Genomic DNA, 16,489 nt, shown 5'->3' with positions numbered 1-16,489 from the left:
CATGTCGAACGGGACCACCGCGTGGACTTCTACCGCGGTATCGCGCTCGCCATGATTTTCGTGAACCACGTTCCGGGCAACGTCTGGGAGAACTTCACCAGTCGAAACTTCGGCTATTCCGATGCGGCGGAGCTGTTCGTCTTTCTCGCCGGTTTCGCCTCGGCCTTCGCCTATGGCAAGCTCTTCCTGGCCGGCGAGCCGCTGATCGCCAGCATCAAGGCATGGCGCCGGGCGGGCGTCCTCTACCTGGTCCATCTCATGATCATGGCGATGGCGATGGCGATCTTCGCATGGTCGGCGCTGGCCTTTGGCGAGGGCCGCCTGCTCGATCACATGAACCTGACGCCGCTTCTAACGCGCCCTCTCGACGTCCTGATCGGTATCCCGACGCTGGCCCACCAGTTTGGCTACGTGAACATTCTGCCGATGTATTCGGTGATGCTTCTCGTGGTGCCGGTGCTGCTCCTGCTCGCCCGGATCGATCTCAGGCTGATGCTCGGCGTTTCCGGCCTCGTCTGGTTTCTTGCGGCGACGTTCCGCATCGATATGCCGAACTATCCCAATTCCGGCGGCTGGTTCTTCAACCCGATTGCCTGGCAGTTCCTCTTCGCCATCGGCCTCGCCTGCGGGCTCAACAAGATGAGGAGGGGCGTTTCCGTCCCGTATCATCCGATTCTGTTCGCGCTGGCGGCCGCCTACGTGATTTCCGCGCTGATCGTCGACGCCTTCACCCTGTGGGGGTGGGAGGCCTACCTTCCGCTGCCCTTCGCTCTGCGCAACTTCGACAAGACCTATGTGACTGCGCCCCTGCTTCTGCACGTGCTGTCGCTGATCTACGTCTTCGCCAACGCTTCGAAGACGTCGCCGCTGGCGCGGGTCCGCAAGGACAACCCCTTCACGATGCTCGGCCGGCATTCGCTCCCTGTGTTCGCGACCGGCACGGTGTTGTCCCTTATCGGGCAGGTGATCATCTTCGATACGAAGCCCGATCTTCTTCGCGACACGCTTCTTCTCGGCGCGGGATTGATCCTGCAGTTCCTTCTCGCCCGCTATCTCGATTGGTGGCGCGTGGCCTCCAAGGTCAAGGTGCCGTCGGCGGCCAGCGCTCCCGAGGCACGGCGCCCGCAGGTGGGCTTCGTGCCGGAGATGCGGCGCGCGCCGTCCCTGATGGCTGGAGCAGGAGAATCGACGCGGCCGCACGGCGCGATGAGCGCGGCGGAGCGCCGGCGCGTTGACGTTGCGGCGCTTCCGGCACAAACGGGCTTGAAGCAGCCTTCCTGATGTCGTCTTCTCAGGCAATTGCCGGGTGACCGCCGCGTGCGGCGGTCACTTTCGCTCCATTGCGTGATATGACCCGACGGCATTGTCCTTTTCGGCGTCACCCTGGCGGCGAAATCAGGGAGGGTCGGGCCATGAGCAACAACGGCGACGAAATGATGCGCCCGCTTTGGCGGCGCATCGCGGTGGTCGCGGTCACGTCGTCCTGGTGCCTGATGGAATGGCAGCGCGGCGATGCCACCTGGGGCATGATCACCCTCGCCCTGACCGGCTACGCCGTCTGGCGCTACATCATCCGGTTCGACGACGGTGGCCGGTCAGGATCGCCGGAGTCCTGAGGCTTCGACCTTGCCGAGGATGATCGGAGCGAACGCGATCTTGACTCCGATCCCCTTGCTGAAAAGCCTACTCCGCTTTTTCCGCGACGCCAGCCTGCTCGAAGGTGGCCATGCCGGAATGGCAGCGTGCCGCCGCCTTGACGATGGCGGCCGCAAGCGCGGCGCCCGTTCCTTCGCCGAGCCGCATGCCGAGCGCCAGGAGCGGGATCTTGCCCATGGCTTCCAGCGCGCGGATATGTCCTGGCTCGGCGGAGACGTGGCCGAACAGGCAGTGGTCCAAAGCGCCGGGGTCCATCTTCCACAGCACGGCGGCGGCCGCGGTCGCGACATAGCCATCGACGATCACCGGCACGCGCTGGGTGCGTGCCGCGAGGATGGCTCCGGCCATGGCCGCCAACTCGCGTCCGCCCAGCCGACGCAGAACTTCGAGTGGGTCGCTAATGTGGGGGCCATGGAGGGCGAGACCCTTTTCCACCGCCTCGAGCTTGCGCGCCATCGCCTCGGCGTCGTTGCCGGTGCCTCGGCCCACCCAGGTCTTGGGATCACCGCCAAAGAGGGCGGCGGACATGGCCGCCGCGACCGTGGTGTTGCCGATGCCCATCTCGCCGATGATCAGAAGATCGGGCTCACCAGCCAGCGCCTCCATGCCGTAGGCCATGGTGGCGACGCAGGTGCGCTCGTCCATGGCCGGGCCCTCGGTGAAGTCGGCGGTCGGAACCTCCAGCGCGAGGTCGAAGACCTTGAGGCCGAGATCGAAGGTGGCGCAGATCTGGTTGATGGCTGCTCCGCCGGCCGCGAAATTCGCCGCCATCTGGGCCGTCACTTCCGGTGGGAACGCCGAGACGCCCTTCTGTGCAACGCCATGATTTCCGGCGAACACCACCACCATCGGCCGGTTGACGGCCGGCGGGCGACCCGTCCAGGCCGCGAGCCACTCGGAGATTTCCTCCAGGCGCCCGAGGGAGCCTGCCGGCTTCGTCAGCTCGGCCTCGCGATGCCGCTTGTCATGGATCGCCTTGCGGTCCGGCCCCGGTAGCTTCTTCACGAGGTCGCGGATATCGTCGAAGGGTAGGCCGGTCACCGACATGATGTGATTCCTCAGTGCGCTTGATGTCGTCGGGCCGGACGGCCTTGGGTGCCTCCGCCGACGGCGCCGGAGGCGGCCTCTGCCCGTCCGATGCTCTAGCGCCGTTGCCGAAAGCTGTAAACGTGGTGGTCCGGCCATCCACCGATGGCGCGCGATGGCCGCGCTGGTCCTCAATCCTCCGAGGTCGCCAGCGCCTCGATGGCGGCGACGGCGAGAGGGGCGCCGCCCCTGCGGCCGGCGAGCGTAATGAAAGGGATACCGCGCGGGTTTTCGACGAGCTCGGCCTTTGCCTCCGCCGCGCCGGCAAGGGCGACGGGGAAGGCGAGAATCAGCGCCGGCCGGGGCGCGCCCTCATCCAGCCGCTCGAGAAGGCGAAAGAGAGTTGCCGGATCGCTGCCCAGAGCCACCACGGCGCCGGGCAGAAGATCGTCCCAAAGGTCCACTTGCGCGGCCGCACGGCTGATCTGCTGGCGTTCGGCGGCGGTGCCCGCCTGCGGATGGCCGAGGCGGCAGATGACCTTGTTGCCGGCGCGCAGCGCGGCCCGGTCGATGCCCTGCGCCACCATCTCGCTGTCGCACAGCACCGGCGCGCCCGATTCGAGCGCCTGGCGCCCCGCCACGATCGCCTCCGGCGATATGACAAGGTCGGGTACGATGTCGGTCATCGCACAGGCCTCGACCAGATCGGTGACGAGTCGGCGGGCCTCCTCCGGCACCGACGAGAGGTCCGTCTCCGTGGCGATGACGCGGGCGGTCTCCTCCCTGACGGCGTTGGAGTCCCCGAGAAAGGCCAGCTTGCGGATGGGGGAGGGCGCCGCGGCCGCCTCCTCGGCGATGGCGCGCCCGACACCGACGATCCAGCCTTCCTCGGCGAGCACCAGCGCGCGCTCCTCGGCGCTGAGATCATCGGGCGCCGCCAGCAATGTCGAGAGACGGCCAGCGGCGTCGAGCCGGCCGAACATCTCGGCCATGGCCGTGACCTCTGCCTCGTCGCGGCACGACTTGTCGGCCTGATCAATGGAAAGAAGACCGGGATACATCTCGGCGATGATGAGCGGCGCCGAGAGATCTGCATCGAAGCCGGTCTCGAACGGCCACACGCGAAGGTGATCGGCCAGCGTGGGACTTTCGAGAAGCCGCGCGAGGCGGGCCATGCCGATCAGCGCCTGACTGCCGACGCTGCCGGCGAAGGCCAGCTTCCAAACCGGCTGCGCGGGCCGGGCGCGGCTTTCGGCGAGACGGTATTCTGCAAGGCTCTCGGCGGTCTTGGCGGGCCGCGTCATCTCCAGGCCGGGAATGCGAAGATGGTCGGGACGGCCCCAATACATGGGCGAGGCGCCGAAGACGTCGCGGTTGAGCCGGCCGGCGATCTCGAAGCGGTTCGAGACGTTGTCGTCGCGGTCGTGGATGAGTTCGGCAAGACGCGTCCAGAGCGCGCGCCAGTTCGGCTCTCCGGCAATCGCGGCGGCGGCACCTGCCGGGTAGCCCATGGGGAAGTCGAAGCCCGCGAAGACCCGCTTGCCCTCGGCGAGCGAGGCGGAGAAGACGGCCTCCACCATCGCCATCGCCTCGCTGCGGGTCGCAGGATTCGAGACGTCGAGGAGGGAAACATCGCGGCCGTCCCGCTCGGCCAGCGCGATCCAGACGGAGTCCCGCCCGCGCGAGGGGGTGTTGGCCGCGGACCAGTCGACGGCGAGATAGCGATCAAAGAGCGCGGTCATCTGGTCCTCGTCTTCATTCTTCATCGGAAGGTCGTTGCGGCGCCGAGCGCCCGGCCATGGGATAAGCCGCCGGGCGGTGCGCCGTCAAACAGTGAAGCGCAATCTCACGAAACGACGCGCAGCGCCTTGAATTCGCCGCTGAAACTCCACGAATTCGACGACTGACGGCCGCTATGCTCCTTCGATCCGGCATGCATCGAGCAAAGGGCCCCGCCTTTAGCGGCCCGAAGTGAGGCCCAGCCATGTTCCGACCATCCGCCGCCCTGGCTCTCTCACGGTTCGGCCTCGGCGCGCGGCCGGGGGATCTCGACGCGCTGGGGGACGAGCCCATACGCGCCCTCCTTGCGGCCCTTGACGGGGCTGAGCCCGCATCGCTTGCGAACCGCCTCGGCCCATCCGACGAATTGTTCGGGCAGGTCCAGGACGACATGCGCCAGCGAAAGGAGATGCGGCGTGACGGGGCGGACGGTGGGGAAAGGCAGCCCAACGCCCAGGCGCTCATCTACCGCGCGGAGCTCGCCGCGCGCATCGAACGGGCCATGACGGTGAGGACGGGCTTCCTCGAACGTCTCGTCGCCTTTTGGGCCAACCATTTCGCTGTCCAGGCCAGCACGTCGGGAGCCGTGCGCGCCATGGCGGGCGCCTTCGAGCGCGAAGCCATCCGCCCGCATGTCGCGGGACGCTTCGAGGACATGCTGGTGGCGGCGACGCGCCACCCCGCCATGCTGCTTTCGCTGAACAATGCCAGCTCGGTCGGGCCGGACAGCCGCGCCGGCAAAAGGCGCTCGCGCGGACTCAACGAAAACCACGCGCGCGAGATCATGGAGCTTCACACCGTCGGCGTCACAGCCGGCTATCGGCAGGATGATGTCATCGCCTTTGCCAAGGTGCTTACGGGCTGGACTTTCGGGCGCGACAAAAGCCGGCCCGAATTCTATGGCCGCTTCGCCTTCAACAGGAACGCGCATGAACCAGGGGCGCAGAACGTCATGGGCGTTGCCTACCGGCAGGCGGGCGAGGAACAGGGGCTCGCCGTGCTCTCGCGCCTTGCCGCGAGCCCCGCGACGGCGCGCCATATCGCCGAGAAGCTCGTCCGCCACTTCGTCGCGGATGTGCCGCCGCCGTCCCTCGTCGATCTTTTGGCGCGGCGCTTTCTCCAGACGCAGGGCGATCTTCGCGCGGTGGCGGAAACGTTGGTCCTCGCGGGTCTGGCCTGGAGCGAACCCGTCACCAAGATCCGCAGCCCGCAGGAGTTCCTTCTCGCGGCGCTGCGCGCATCGCAGATCTCCGTCGAGGCGCCCTTCGTTCAGCGGGCCCTCGCCTCCCTGGGGCAACCCTTATGGGACCCGCCTTCGCCGGCCGGTTTCAAGGACGAGACGGCGGTGTGGCTCGCTCCCGACGCCATGACGACGCGCGTCGAGATCGCCGAGCGCATTGCCGCCCGAGCCAGGGTGAAAGACCCGCGCGAGCAGGCCGAGGCTGTTCTCGGCGATCGCCTTTCGCGGCAGACGCGTCAGGCGATCGAGCGCGCCGAATCTCCAACGCAAGGCATGACGCTGCTCATGATGAGCCCGGAATTTCAAAGGAGATAGCCAGATGACCCGCGCCGATCTTCTTGCCGATGCCCGGCTCTGCCCTTCCCGCCGCTCCTTTATCGTCGGAGCCGGTGCTCTCGTTGCCTGGGCCAACATGCCGCGTCATGCCTTTGCGGGGACGGTGCGCGACCCGCGCTTCGTGGCGATCGTCCTGCGCGGGGCGATGGATGGGCTCGCCGTGGTGCCTCCGGTCGGCGATCCGGGCTATGCCGCTCTGCGCGGTGATCTCGCCGTCGGCGCGGACGGGCGGGGCGTTCTCCCGCTCGACGGAACCTTTGCGCTCAACGACGCTATGCCGAGGCTCGCCGAACTCTATCGGTCGAGGGAGATGGCCGTCGTCCACGCTTGCGCGACGGCCTATCGCGACCGCTCTCATTTCGACGGGCAGGATGTGCTGGAAACCGGCATGGCGGGGCCTCGCGCCGCCGATGACGGCTGGCTCAATCGCGTCGCGGCGGCACTGCCGGAAGGGGAGAAGGTCCGCCCCGCCCAAGGACTCGCCATCGGGCCGACGGTGCCCCTCATTCTTCGGGGCGCCGCGCCGACCCTCACCTGGTCGCCTCCAAGCTTCAAGCCCGCGGGCTCCGACACGGTCATGCGTCTCGCCGCGCTCTACGGCGAGCTCGACCCGACGATGGCGAAGGTCCTCCAGGAAGGCATCACGACGGACGAGCTGGCGGCCGGCGGCATGGTGGCCGGTCCCGGCAATCTTGCCCGAGGGTTCCGTTCGCTCGCCGAGGGCGCGGGCCGGCTGCTCTCGGAAGATGACGGTCCGCGCCTCGCCGCCATCAGCTATGACGGCTGGGACACCCATGCCAACGAGGGCGCGGAGGAGGGGCGGCTGGCGAACCTTCTCAAGGCGTTGGATGGCGCCCTCGATGGGCTCAAATCCTCGCTTGGGGATGCCTGGGGAGAAACCGTGGCGGTGGTCATGACCGAGTTTGGCCGTACAGCCCGCGCCAACGGCAATGAGGGCACGGACCACGGCACGGCAACGGCGACGTTTGTGTTGGGCGGCGCCGTCAATGGCGGACGCGTCGTCGCCGACTGGCCGGGCCTTAAGGAGGCGGACCTCTACGAGAATCGCGACCTCTATCCGACGACGGATATGCGCGCCGTGCTGAAGGGCTTGTTGCGCGACCACCTCGGCCTCTCCGACCGCGCGCTCTCCACCAGAATCTTCCCTGGCAGTTTGGCGGTGAAGTCGATGGACGGGCTCGTCAATGCCTGACGCCCGCCCATCCGGGTGCTGATCAGGCGAGCGCCTCGATCTGCTCGTCGGTGAGCGCATCGGCCGGCAGCGGCATCACCATGGCCGCCATGATGGCTCGCATGGTGAGAAGGCCGATGGGCTGGCGCGTGTCGGGATCGATGACGTGGGCGCGCGTCACCTCCTTGTCGCTCATCTTCTTGGCGGCTTCCTCGATCACCGTGCCGCGGCGAACGGGAACGCTGCCGGGTTCCGGCACCACCGGGCCCTCGTCCGGCGTCGTCATCACCGTCTCGACGCGGATCACTCGGCCGCGATTCACCTCCTTGACGAAAGAGGAGATGTAGTCGTCGGCCGGCGTCAGCACGATCTGCTGGCCGGTGCCCTGCTGCACGATCTCGCCGTCGCGCAGGACGGCGATGCGGTCGCCGAGGCGCAAAGCCTCGTCGAGATCGTGGGTGATGAAGACGATGGTCTTCTTCAGCTCCTTCTGGAGGTCGAGCAGCACCTGTTGCATGTCCATGCGGATTAGCGGATCGAGGGCGGAAAACGCCTCGTCCATGAGCAGGATCTCGGCGTCGGTGGCGAGCGCCCGCGCCAGCCCCACGCGCTGCTGCATGCCGCCTGAGAGCTGGGCGGGATAGTTGTCCTCGTAGCCCGCGAGCCCGACGCGGTCGATCCAATAGGCCGCCGTCTCGCGCTGCTTGGGCTTGGGAACGCCGGTGATGTTGAGCCCGTAGGAGACGTTGTCGATCACCGTCTTGTGGGGCAGCAGCGCGAAGCGCTGGAACACCATGGAGACCGTGTGGCGGCGGAAGTCGCGAAGGCGCTTGTCGGACATGGCCAGCACGTCCTCCTCGCCGATCACGATCTCGCCCGCCGTCGGTTCGATCAGACGGTTGATGTGGCGGATGAGCGTCGACTTGCCCGATCCGGAAAGGCCCATGACCACCTGGATGGCGCCCTTGGGCATGTCGATGTTGATGTCTTTCAGGCCAAGAACGTGCTGGGTCTCGGCCAGGAGCTCCGTCTTCGTCATACCGCGCCGCACGGCGTCGACATGGGCTTTGTCGTTGGGTCCGAAGATCTTGTAGAGATCGCGGATGGAGATGGCGATTTCGTCAGCCATGGGCGGCCTCCCGGTGACGCTGGAGCCGCTTGCCGTAGGACTGGCTGGCGCGGTCGAAGACGATGGCGATGGCGACGATGGCGAGGCCGTTGAGCAGCCCCTGGGTGAAGTACTGATTGGTGATCGCCTGGAGAACCGGCTGACCGAGGCCGCGCACGCCGATGAGCGAGGCGACGACGACCATGGCCAGCGCCATCATGATGGTCTGGTTGATGCCGGCCATGATGGTGGGCAGGGCGAGCGGCATCTGGACGTGGACGAGCTTCTGCCATGAGCTGGCGCCAAAGGCGTTGGCCGCTTCCAGCACCTCCTTGTCGACGAGCCGGATGCCGAGATTGGTGAGGCGGATGATGGGCGGCATGGCATAGATCACGACGACGATGAGGCCAGGGATGAGGCCGATGCCGAGCAACATGACGATGGGGATGAGATAGACGAAGGAGGGCATCGTCTGCATCACGTCGAGGATCGGGTTGATGGCCGCCTGAACCTTGTTGGAGCGCGACATCAGGATGCCGATGGGCATGCCGAGAATGATGGAGAGCGCGGTGCAAACGACGATGATCGAGAGCGTGCGCATCGTGTCTTCCCACATGCCGAACACGCCGATCAGAACAAGCGCGATGAGCGTGCCGGCGGTGATCTTCGCCGATCGGCTGGCGATCCAGACGATGGCGACGATGACGGCCAGCACGATCCACCAGGGCGTGTTGATCAGCAGCTTCTCGAACCAGAGCAGGAAGTCGAGAAGGGGGCGGAAGAAGGCTTCGATGTCGTCTCCGTAGGCTCGTGAGAAGGCGCGGTAGTGCTGGTCGATCGTGCGTGACATCAGCCTGAGGCTGCTTCGGCCGATCTGCGGAAAGTCAGTCAGCCATTTGACGTTGTCGAACCAATCCAAGTTCATATCCTCTTCGGTCGGCGCTCTGGCGCCGCGGGCACTTCGTGAGGTGAAAGATGGCTCAGCCGCAGACCTTTGCGATGGGACGGAACGACCCAGTGCAATACTTGTGGTGTTCGTGCTGTTGCTGCTGCGGCTGAATGAGCGGAGGGGCGGAGAGGGAGGAGCCTTCTCCGCCGGACCCGGCGAGACGGCGCGCGCTCGGTGCGCCGGCATCCGTCTCCCGGTTTTCGGAGCGCCGTGCGAAGCGATGGCAAGGCGGCGCCCATCTCGTCCGCGACGCCCTAGAGGGCGTTCTTCACCTTTTCGGCGACGTCCTTGGAGACCCACTTGGTCCAGACATCGGGATTGTTTTCCAGGAAGTAATAGGCCGCGTCCTCGCCGGTGGCCTGATTGTCTTCCTTCCAGGCGAGCAGCTGGTTCACCGTGGCGTTGTCCCAGGCGCGGTTGTTGAAGTAGTCCTGAACCGCCTTGGGTGCCTCGGAGAGGCTAGGGGTCATGATCGTGACCACCGGCGACTTCGGCCAGGGCATGACCTTCGGGTCCGGGCAGTCGATGACCGAGTTGCAGCTGTCCCAGGTCTTCTGGTCGAACTCGCCTTTGATCTCCAGCTTCTTCATCGGGTATTTGCCGAGAATGGCCGTGGGAGCCCAGTAATAGCCGAGCCAGGGCTTCTTGTTCTCGTAAGCCTTGGTGATGGAGCCGTCGAGACCGGCGGCCGAGCCCGTGTCGACCAGGACGAAGCCCTTGTCGGCGGCCTTCGTCGCCTTGAAAAGCTGCGAGGTCGTGATCTGGCAGGCCCAGCCGGAGGGACAGCCATAGACGGCGCCCTTGGACGGGTCTTCAGGCGCGGGGAAGAGTTCGGGATGCGCCAGCGCATCCGACACTGACTGGATTTCGGGATGCTCCTTGGCGAAGTATTCCGGAATCCACCAGCCTTCCTCGCCGCCATCACTCAGGGAGCTGGCGCCGACGACGATCCTGCCCTCGTCGACCGCCTTGTCGAGCTGGTCGCGGAACTGACTCGCCCAGAATTCGGGGGCGACATCGGGCTGGGCCTTTTCGGCCATCGAGGTGAAGGTGGGCACCGTATCACCGGGAACGATCCTTGCCTCGCAGCCGAACCCTTCCTCCATGATGATCTTGTCGAGGGCCGCCAGCACCTCGGCGGAGGCCCAATTCATGTTCGATATTGTCAGCTTGCAGTCTTCCGCAGCAGCAGAGGGTGAGGCAAGAGACAAAGTAATTCCAGCAATAGTTGCTGTCAAAGCTAGGATTTTCACTAGTTTCTCCCTTTGGGACTAAAGGATATCGCGCGACAAAGGAGAGAGGACCGACGTCGATCCGAGTATGACGCACTTCGAGGCGAGTTCGGATTCATCATATGAATCTCGAACTGTTACCGGGCGCATCTTAATGTGTATTGTTTCATATTCCAACCCTCGAATCGCGGATTGAGGCGATATTATGGAGAGCTTGCGACGATCTAGCGCAACTACGCCGTGCGAGGAGCGCGATCAATGCGACCAGCGCGCGTTCACGACGTTTGGCGTCGAGCGGCGAATTAACTTGCAAGTTTGCCACGGGCCTGAGACGCTGGGAAATCCCTGCGCGCGACGTCGATTCGGCGCAGAACTTGCACCGGTGCTTTCTGGTGAAGACCGGGGCGACAGCCGCGGCCCCCGATAGGGGCGCCTTCGGGACGACGATCGCGGCGGACCGGTGCGATCGTCGGCACCGTCCGGCGAGGAGCTCAGCTCGAACGTGAGCCACCCAATACGGCCGCTTGCTCCCGTCCGATGACAGACGCGTGTCCGATCTCTGTAAAACGTGATGCGAGAGGGGAAACGAAAAGGTTAAGATTCCAGACGGGGACGAAACCGTTGGAAACGAACTGGCTCCGCCACCGTTTTGGTCAGTGTGTGGCGAAAGTCTGAGCAGTCAACCATGTCAGGCGGCCCGATACCGGAGCCGGATTGTTGTGTCAAGACATCCGCTCCGCTCGTTTTCCAAAAGGCGAGGCGAGCCGCAATGGAGGCGTAATGTCGAGCGCATTATTCGATACCTATTCGCAGGCCTACGAGGCGCGTCGCGAAACGCTGATGACGGTGCAGGACTATCTGGAGGCCTGCCGCTACGATCCGCTGATGTTTGCGGGGCCGCACGAGCGGCTGCTTGCCGCGATCGGCGAGCCCGAATTCATCGACACCGCTCAGGATTCCCGCCTCGGGCGGATCTTCCAGAACCGCACCATCCGGGCCTATCCCGCCTTTGCCGAGTTCTACGGCATGGAGGAGACGGTCGAGCGCATCGTCGCCTTTCTGCGTCAGGCGGCGCAGGGCCTGGAGGAGCGAAAGCAGATCCTCTACCTGCTGGGGCCCGTCGGCGGCGGCAAATCCTCGCTTGCCGAGCGCATCAAGGCGCTGATGGAAGCCCAGCCCATCTATGTGCTGAAGGCGGGATCGGAGCTCTCCCCGGTCTTCGAAAGTCCGCTCGGCCTGTTCGATCCCGAGACGATGGGGTCGATCCTCGAGGAGGAATACGGCATCCCGCGCCGCCGCCTCACCGGGCTGATGAGCCCGTGGTGCGTGAAGCGGCTCGACGAATTCGGTGGCGACATCAAGAAATTCAAGGTGGCGAAGCTGATGCCCTCGCGCCTCAGGCAGATCGGCATCGCCAAGACCGAGCCGGGCGACGAGAACAACCAGGACATCTCCTCGCTGGTCGGCAAGGTGGATATCCGGCGCCTGGAGATGCACGCCCAGCACGACCCCGACGCCTATTCCTATTCGGGCGGCCTCAACCGGGCAAACCAGGGCGTTCTCGAGTTCGTCGAGATGTTCAAGGCGCCGATCAAGATGCTCCATCCGTTGCTGACCGCGACCCAGGAGGGGTCCTATGTCGGTTCGGAGAACATCGGCGCCATCCCGTTCACCGGCATGATCATGGCCCACTCCAACGAGGCGGAGTGGCGCACCTTCAAGAACAACAAGAACAATGAGGCCTTCATCGACCGCATCTACGTCATCAAGGTGCCGTACTGCCTCAGGGTCTACGAGGAGACGAAGATCTACGAAAAGCTGGTCAAGAACTCGGAGCTGTCCAGCGCGCCCTGCGCGCCGGACACGCTGGAGATGCTGGCGCGCTTCGCGGTTCTCTCGCGCCTCAAGCCGCACGAGAACTCTAACCTCTATTCCAAGATGCGGGTCTATAACGGGGAGAGCCTGAAGGAGGTCGACCCCCGGGCGCGGACCATGCAGGAATACCGCGACGCGGCGGGCGTCGACGAGGGCATGAACGGCATCTCGACGCGCTTCGCCTTCAAGGCGCTTTCGGCGACGTTCAACCACGACACGGAGGAGGTGGCGGCCGATCCGGTGCATCTCATGTATGTGCTGGAGCAGTCGGTGCGGCGCGAGCAGTTCCCCGAGGATACGGAGCGCGACTATCTGGAGTTCATCAAGGCGGAGCTGGCGCCTCGCTATGCCGAGTTCATCGGCAACGAGATCCAGAAGGCCTATCTCGAATCCTACCACGACTACGGCCAGAACCTCTTCGACCGCTATGTTTCCTATGCCGACGCCTGGGTCGAGGACCAGGACTACAAGGACCCGGACACCGGCCAGCTTCTCAATCGCGAGCTCCTCAACCAGGAGCTCTCCAAGATCGAGAAGCCGGCGGGGATCGCCAATCCCAAGGACTTCCGCAACGAGGTGGTGAAGTTCTCGCTGCGCTCGCGCGCCGCCAACCAGGGGCGCAATCCCTCGTGGACCAGCTACGAGAAGATCCGCGACGTCGTCGAAAAGCGCATGTTCAGCCAGGTGGAGGATCTCCTTCCGGTGATCAGCTTCGGCTCCAAGCGCGACAGCGACACGGAGAAGAAGCACAACGAGTTCGTCGAGCGCATGATGAAGCGCGGCTTCACGGAGCGCCAGGTTCGCCGTCTCGTCGAATGGTACATGCGTCACCGTCAGGCGAGCTGACGGGCTGGCCTGCCGCGCGCCATCGGGCGCGGCAGGTGACAATCGAGGGAGGGGCAGCGGGCCCGTCGGGCCGGCGCCTCTCCGCCGCGGGCGAGCCTCAAGTTCCCGTCCTCGCCGGCTGGCCTCATTTGCGGCGTTCGCGCCGCTGATCATGTCTCTGCCGATCCGGGGCGCGTTTCGCCCCGTTTCCTCGGCTGGAAGCGAGTGGCCCATGCATATCATCGATCGCCGCGTCGATCCCGGCGGCAAGAGTCTCGCCAACCGCCAACGCTTTATCCGGCGCGCGCGAGCGCTGGTTCGCCAAGCCGTGCGCGACGCCTCCGCCAGCCGCAAGATCCGCGAGATCGGCGAGGGCGGAGCCGTGACGATTCCGGCCGATGGCGTCCATGAGCCGATCTTTCGCCCGACCTCCAGCGGCGGCATGCGCGAGCACGTCCTTCCCGGCAACAAGACCTATATCGCGGGCGATCACATCGAGCGTCCCGAGGGCGGCGGCGGGGGCGCGGGCTCGGAAGGCAGCCCCGACGGCCAGGGCGAGGATCAGTTCCGCTTCGTCCTGTCGCGGGAGGAGTTTCTCGAGCTCTTCCTCGAGGATCTGGAACTGCCCAACCTCGCCAAACGCCAGATCATCGGCGAGGACGTGACGCGCCGCCTGCCGGCGGGTTTCCGCACCGCCGGGCCGCCCGCCGCGCTGTCGGTCACGCGGACCATGCGGCGCTCGCTGTCGCGGCGCATCGCCCTCGGCCGGCCCTCGCCGGAGGACATCGAGCGCATGACGCGCGAGATCGAGGAGATGGAGGCGGCAGGGGACGCGCCCGAGCGCATCGCCACGCTCAGGGCCGAGCTGGAACGCCAGATGAGGCGCTCGGTATCCATTCCCTTCATCGACCCGCTGGACCTGCGGTTCCGCCGCCTCGAGACCCATCCCGAGCCCATCGCGCGGGCCGTGATGTTCTGCCTGATGGACGTCTCGGCCTCGATGGACGAGGCGATGAAGGACCTCGCCAAGCGCTTCTTCAGCCTGCTCTATCTCTTCCTGACCCGGCGCTACGAGCGGGTCGAGATCGTCTTCATCCGCCACACCCACGAGGCCAAGGAAGTGGACGAGGACACGTTCTTCCATTCGCGGGAAAGCGGCGGCACGGTGATCTCCTCGGCGCTGGAGGAGATGGTGCGCATCGCCAAGGAGCGCTTCCCCCTCGACCAGTGGAACATCTACGGGGCCCAGGCCTCGGACGGCGACAACCTCTCCTCCGACAATCCGCGCGCCGTCGCGCTGCTGCGCAACGCCATTCTGCCGATCTCGCAGTATTATGCCTATCTCCAGGTGGCGAACGGCGGCGAGGAGCGCGGCGGGGGCGGCATCTTTCCGCGCCAGGAGACGACGCTGTGGCGGGCCTATTCGGAGGTGCTCGAGCCGAGCCTGCCGATGGCCATGCGCAAGGTTTCGAGCCCCCGCGACATCTATCCCGTCTTTCGCGAGCTCTTCGAGAAGAAGAGCGACGGCGTCGGAGCGGAGTGAACCCCATGTCTCATCAAGTCAAATCCAAGGACACCCTGCTCTTCTCGGACCACGACTGGGATTTTGACATGCTGTCGCGCATCTATGGCGCGGTGGAGAAGATCGCCGTCGACGAGATGGGCCTCGACACCTACCGGAACCAGATCGAGGTGATCACCGCCGAGCAGATGCTCGACGCCTATGCGGCAACCGGCATGCCGCTGCTTTACAAGCACTGGTCTTTCGGCAAGCAGTTCTTGCGGAACGAGACGCTTTATCGCAAGGGCTGGCAGGGGCTCGCCTACGAGATCGTGATCAATTCCGACCCCTGCATCGTCTACATCATGGAAGAGAACAGCGCGACGATGCAGGCGATCGTGCTGGCCCATGCCGCCTTCGGGCACAACCACTTCTTCAAGAACAACTACGTCTTCCAGCAGTGGACCGACGCTTCGGCCATTCTCGACTATCTCGCCTTCGCCAAGGCCTATATCTCATCCTGCGAGGAGCGCTATGGGCTGGAGGCGGTGGAGCGTTTGATCGATGCCGCCCACGCCCTTCAGCACAACGGCGTCCACCGCTATCCCGGCAAGCACTCGCTCGACCTCGTGGCCGAGCAGCGGCGGGAGATCGAGCGGCGCGAACATGCCGAGCGTCTCTATAACGACCTTTGGCGCACACTGCCCAAGCCGCGCGCGCGGGGTGGTCGCGACCTCAACGAGGAACGGCGCCGCGCCCTGCTCGGCCTACCGGAGGAGAACATCCTCTATTTCCTCGAAAAGACCGCGCCGCGCCTCGCGCCGTGGCAGCGCGAGATCCTGCGCATCGTCCGCCAGATCGCCCAGTACTTTTATCCGCAGCGCCAGACCAAGGTGATGAACGAAGGCTGCGCCACCTTCACCCATCATCGGATCATGACCCGGCTGCACGAGAAGGGGCAGATCTCGGACGGTGCGTTCCTGGAGTTCCTCCAGTCGCACACCAACGTGGTCATGCAGCCCGAGTTCGACGACCGGCGCTATGGCGGCATCAACCCCTATGCGCTCGGTTTCGCGATGATGCAGGATATCGAGCGCATCGCGAACGAACCCACGGCCGAGGATCGTTCGCTGTTTCCGAATTTTGCCGGCAAAGAAAACGCCTATGACGTGCTGCGGGACGCCTGGGCGAACTATCGCGACGAAAGTTTCATCCTCCAGTTCCTCAGCCCCGAGGTGATCCGCAAGCAGCGGCTTTTCCGCCTGGTGGACGACCCCGTCGAGGAGGATCTTGTGGTGGCGGCGATCCATGATGAGGACGGCTATCGCGAGGTGCGTCGTTCTCTCGCCCGCCAGTTCGATGTCGCGCGCCAGGACCCGGATATCCAGGTGGTGGACGTCGACCTCAAGGGCGATCGCCGCCTGCTTCTGAGACACCATGTGGTGGACGGCGTGACGCTGGAGGCGGGCGACGCGGCGCGTGTCCTGCAACATCTCGCCAATCTGTGGGGCTACGGCGTGCGGCTGGTCGAGGAAGACGACCAGCGCACCTATACGACGCTCGAGGCCGAGCCGGCGCAGGCCTTCGCCTGAGGACGGCCCGGCGACCGCATGCAGAGGGCATAAAGGTCTGTTGCATCGATAGGCGGATAGCTCCGCCCGGCGACCGTGGCCGACGTCGCCAACCGTCGAGGTTGTAACTGCTCTCTAAGCCTTTATTAGCGAATAGTCGGCTAGGGTGAGGATCGCCGCGGTTGACCCACGACCGCGG

At 65.3% G+C, this 16,489-nt stretch carries 12 protein-coding genes; 7 read left to right on the top strand and 5 right to left on the bottom strand.

Features of this window, described 5'->3' with window-relative positions; all coding sequences use genetic code 11:
* Positions 1-21 precede the first annotated feature (21 nt).
* Both B5D38_RS09445 and B5D38_RS09440 read left to right on the top strand, forming a co-directional pair.
* A complete protein-coding gene (locus B5D38_RS09445) occupies positions 22-1,281 on the top strand; it encodes an OpgC family protein (RefSeq protein WP_245318988.1) in 1,260 nt (419 codons plus the stop codon).
* A 131-nt stretch (positions 1,282-1,412) separates the two neighbouring features.
* The gene (locus B5D38_RS09440; RefSeq protein ID WP_078708152.1) at positions 1,413-1,616 is read left to right on the top strand and encodes a hypothetical protein; all 204 of its coding nucleotides are present in this window, start codon (positions 1,413-1,415) and stop codon (positions 1,614-1,616) included.
* Positions 1,617-1,683: 67 nt separating this feature from the next.
* On the opposite strand, the gene cobT is transcribed toward B5D38_RS09440, so the two are convergent.
* Together cobT and B5D38_RS22535 are read right to left on the bottom strand one after the other, a co-directional pair.
* Positions 1,684-2,703, bottom strand: a complete 1,020-nt coding sequence (gene cobT, locus B5D38_RS09435; RefSeq protein ID WP_078708151.1) for a nicotinate-nucleotide--dimethylbenzimidazole phosphoribosyltransferase — start codon at positions 2,701-2,703, stop codon at positions 1,684-1,686.
* A gap of 170 nt (positions 2,704-2,873) precedes the next feature.
* Positions 2,874-4,448 carry a precorrin-8X methylmutase gene (locus B5D38_RS22535; protein WP_245318984.1) on the bottom strand — a complete coding sequence of 525 codons (1,575 nt, stop codon included), beginning with the start codon at positions 4,446-4,448 and terminating at the stop codon, positions 2,874-2,876.
* Between the two features lie 218 nt (positions 4,449-4,666).
* Between B5D38_RS22535 and B5D38_RS09425 the strand changes: the two genes are divergently transcribed.
* A complete protein-coding gene (locus B5D38_RS09425; protein ID WP_078708150.1) occupies positions 4,667-6,016 on the top strand; it encodes a DUF1800 domain-containing protein in 1,350 nt (449 codons plus the stop codon).
* A gap of 4 nt (positions 6,017-6,020) precedes the next feature.
* A complete protein-coding gene (locus tag B5D38_RS09420) occupies positions 6,021-7,250 on the top strand; it encodes a DUF1501 domain-containing protein (RefSeq protein ID WP_078708149.1) in 1,230 nt (409 codons plus the stop codon).
* A 22-nt stretch (positions 7,251-7,272) separates the two neighbouring features.
* Here B5D38_RS09420 and B5D38_RS09415 read toward each other — a convergent pair whose 3' ends face one another.
* The 3 genes from B5D38_RS09415 to B5D38_RS09405 all read right to left on the bottom strand — a co-directional run bounded on the left by B5D38_RS09415 (position 7,273) and on the right by B5D38_RS09405 (position 10,539).
* Entirely contained in the window at positions 7,273-8,358 is a 1,086-nt protein-coding gene (locus tag B5D38_RS09415; RefSeq protein ID WP_078708148.1) for a quaternary amine ABC transporter ATP-binding protein, read from the bottom strand.
* A complete protein-coding gene (locus B5D38_RS09410; protein ID WP_078708147.1) occupies positions 8,351-9,262 on the bottom strand; it encodes an ABC transporter permease in 912 nt (303 codons plus the stop codon). Before B5D38_RS09410 ends, B5D38_RS09415 begins: the two co-directional genes overlap by 8 nt.
* A gap of 278 nt (positions 9,263-9,540) precedes the next feature.
* Positions 9,541-10,539, bottom strand: a complete 999-nt coding sequence (locus B5D38_RS09405; protein ID WP_078708146.1) for an ABC transporter substrate-binding protein — start codon at positions 10,537-10,539, stop codon at positions 9,541-9,543.
* A gap of 759 nt (positions 10,540-11,298) precedes the next feature.
* Here B5D38_RS09405 and B5D38_RS09400 point away from each other — a divergent pair.
* The 3 genes from B5D38_RS09400 to B5D38_RS09390 all read left to right on the top strand — a co-directional run bounded on the left by B5D38_RS09400 (position 11,299) and on the right by B5D38_RS09390 (position 16,311).
* Positions 11,299-13,239, top strand: coding sequence for a PrkA family serine protein kinase (locus B5D38_RS09400; protein ID WP_078708145.1), 1,941 nt, complete (start codon positions 11,299-11,301; stop codon positions 13,237-13,239).
* Positions 13,240-13,450: 211 nt separating this feature from the next.
* Positions 13,451-14,761, top strand: a complete 1,311-nt coding sequence (locus tag B5D38_RS09395; RefSeq protein WP_078708144.1) for a YeaH/YhbH family protein — start codon at positions 13,451-13,453, stop codon at positions 14,759-14,761.
* A gap of 5 nt (positions 14,762-14,766) precedes the next feature.
* Positions 14,767-16,311 carry a SpoVR family protein gene (locus B5D38_RS09390; RefSeq protein ID WP_078708143.1) on the top strand — a complete coding sequence of 515 codons (1,545 nt, stop codon included), beginning with the start codon at positions 14,767-14,769 and terminating at the stop codon, positions 16,309-16,311.
* Positions 16,312-16,489: the final 178 nt, after the last annotated feature.

The sequence above is a fragment of the Consotaella salsifontis genome, assembly GCF_900167365.1.
Lineage (GTDB): Bacteria > Pseudomonadota > Alphaproteobacteria > Rhizobiales > Rhizobiaceae > Consotaella > Consotaella salsifontis.
The sequence above is the reverse complement of the archived record's forward strand: the minus strand, read 5'-3'. Positions and strand labels throughout refer to the sequence as shown.

Coding starts and splice junctions, on each gene's coding strand:
- B5D38_RS09415 (WP_078708148.1), bottom strand. CDS start 8,358: ATGGCTGACGAAATCGCCATCTCCATCCGCGATCTCTACAAGATCTTC.
- B5D38_RS09420 (WP_078708149.1), top strand. CDS start 6,021: ATGACCCGCGCCGATCTTCTTGCCGATGCCCGGCTCTGCCCTTCCCGC.
- B5D38_RS09400 (WP_078708145.1), top strand. CDS start 11,299: ATGTCGAGCGCATTATTCGATACCTATTCGCAGGCCTACGAGGCGCGT.
- B5D38_RS09395 (WP_078708144.1), top strand. CDS start 13,451: ATGCATATCATCGATCGCCGCGTCGATCCCGGCGGCAAGAGTCTCGCC.
- B5D38_RS09425 (WP_078708150.1), top strand. CDS start 4,667: ATGTTCCGACCATCCGCCGCCCTGGCTCTCTCACGGTTCGGCCTCGGC.
- B5D38_RS09410 (WP_078708147.1), bottom strand. CDS start 9,262: ATGAACTTGGATTGGTTCGACAACGTCAAATGGCTGACTGACTTTCCG.
- B5D38_RS09390 (WP_078708143.1), top strand. CDS start 14,767: ATGTCTCATCAAGTCAAATCCAAGGACACCCTGCTCTTCTCGGACCAC.
- cobT (WP_078708151.1), bottom strand. CDS start 2,703: ATGTCGGTGACCGGCCTACCCTTCGACGATATCCGCGACCTCGTGAAG.
- B5D38_RS09440 (WP_078708152.1), top strand. CDS start 1,413: ATGAGCAACAACGGCGACGAAATGATGCGCCCGCTTTGGCGGCGCATC.
- B5D38_RS22535 (WP_245318984.1), bottom strand. CDS start 4,448: ATGAAGAATGAAGACGAGGACCAGATGACCGCGCTCTTTGATCGCTAT.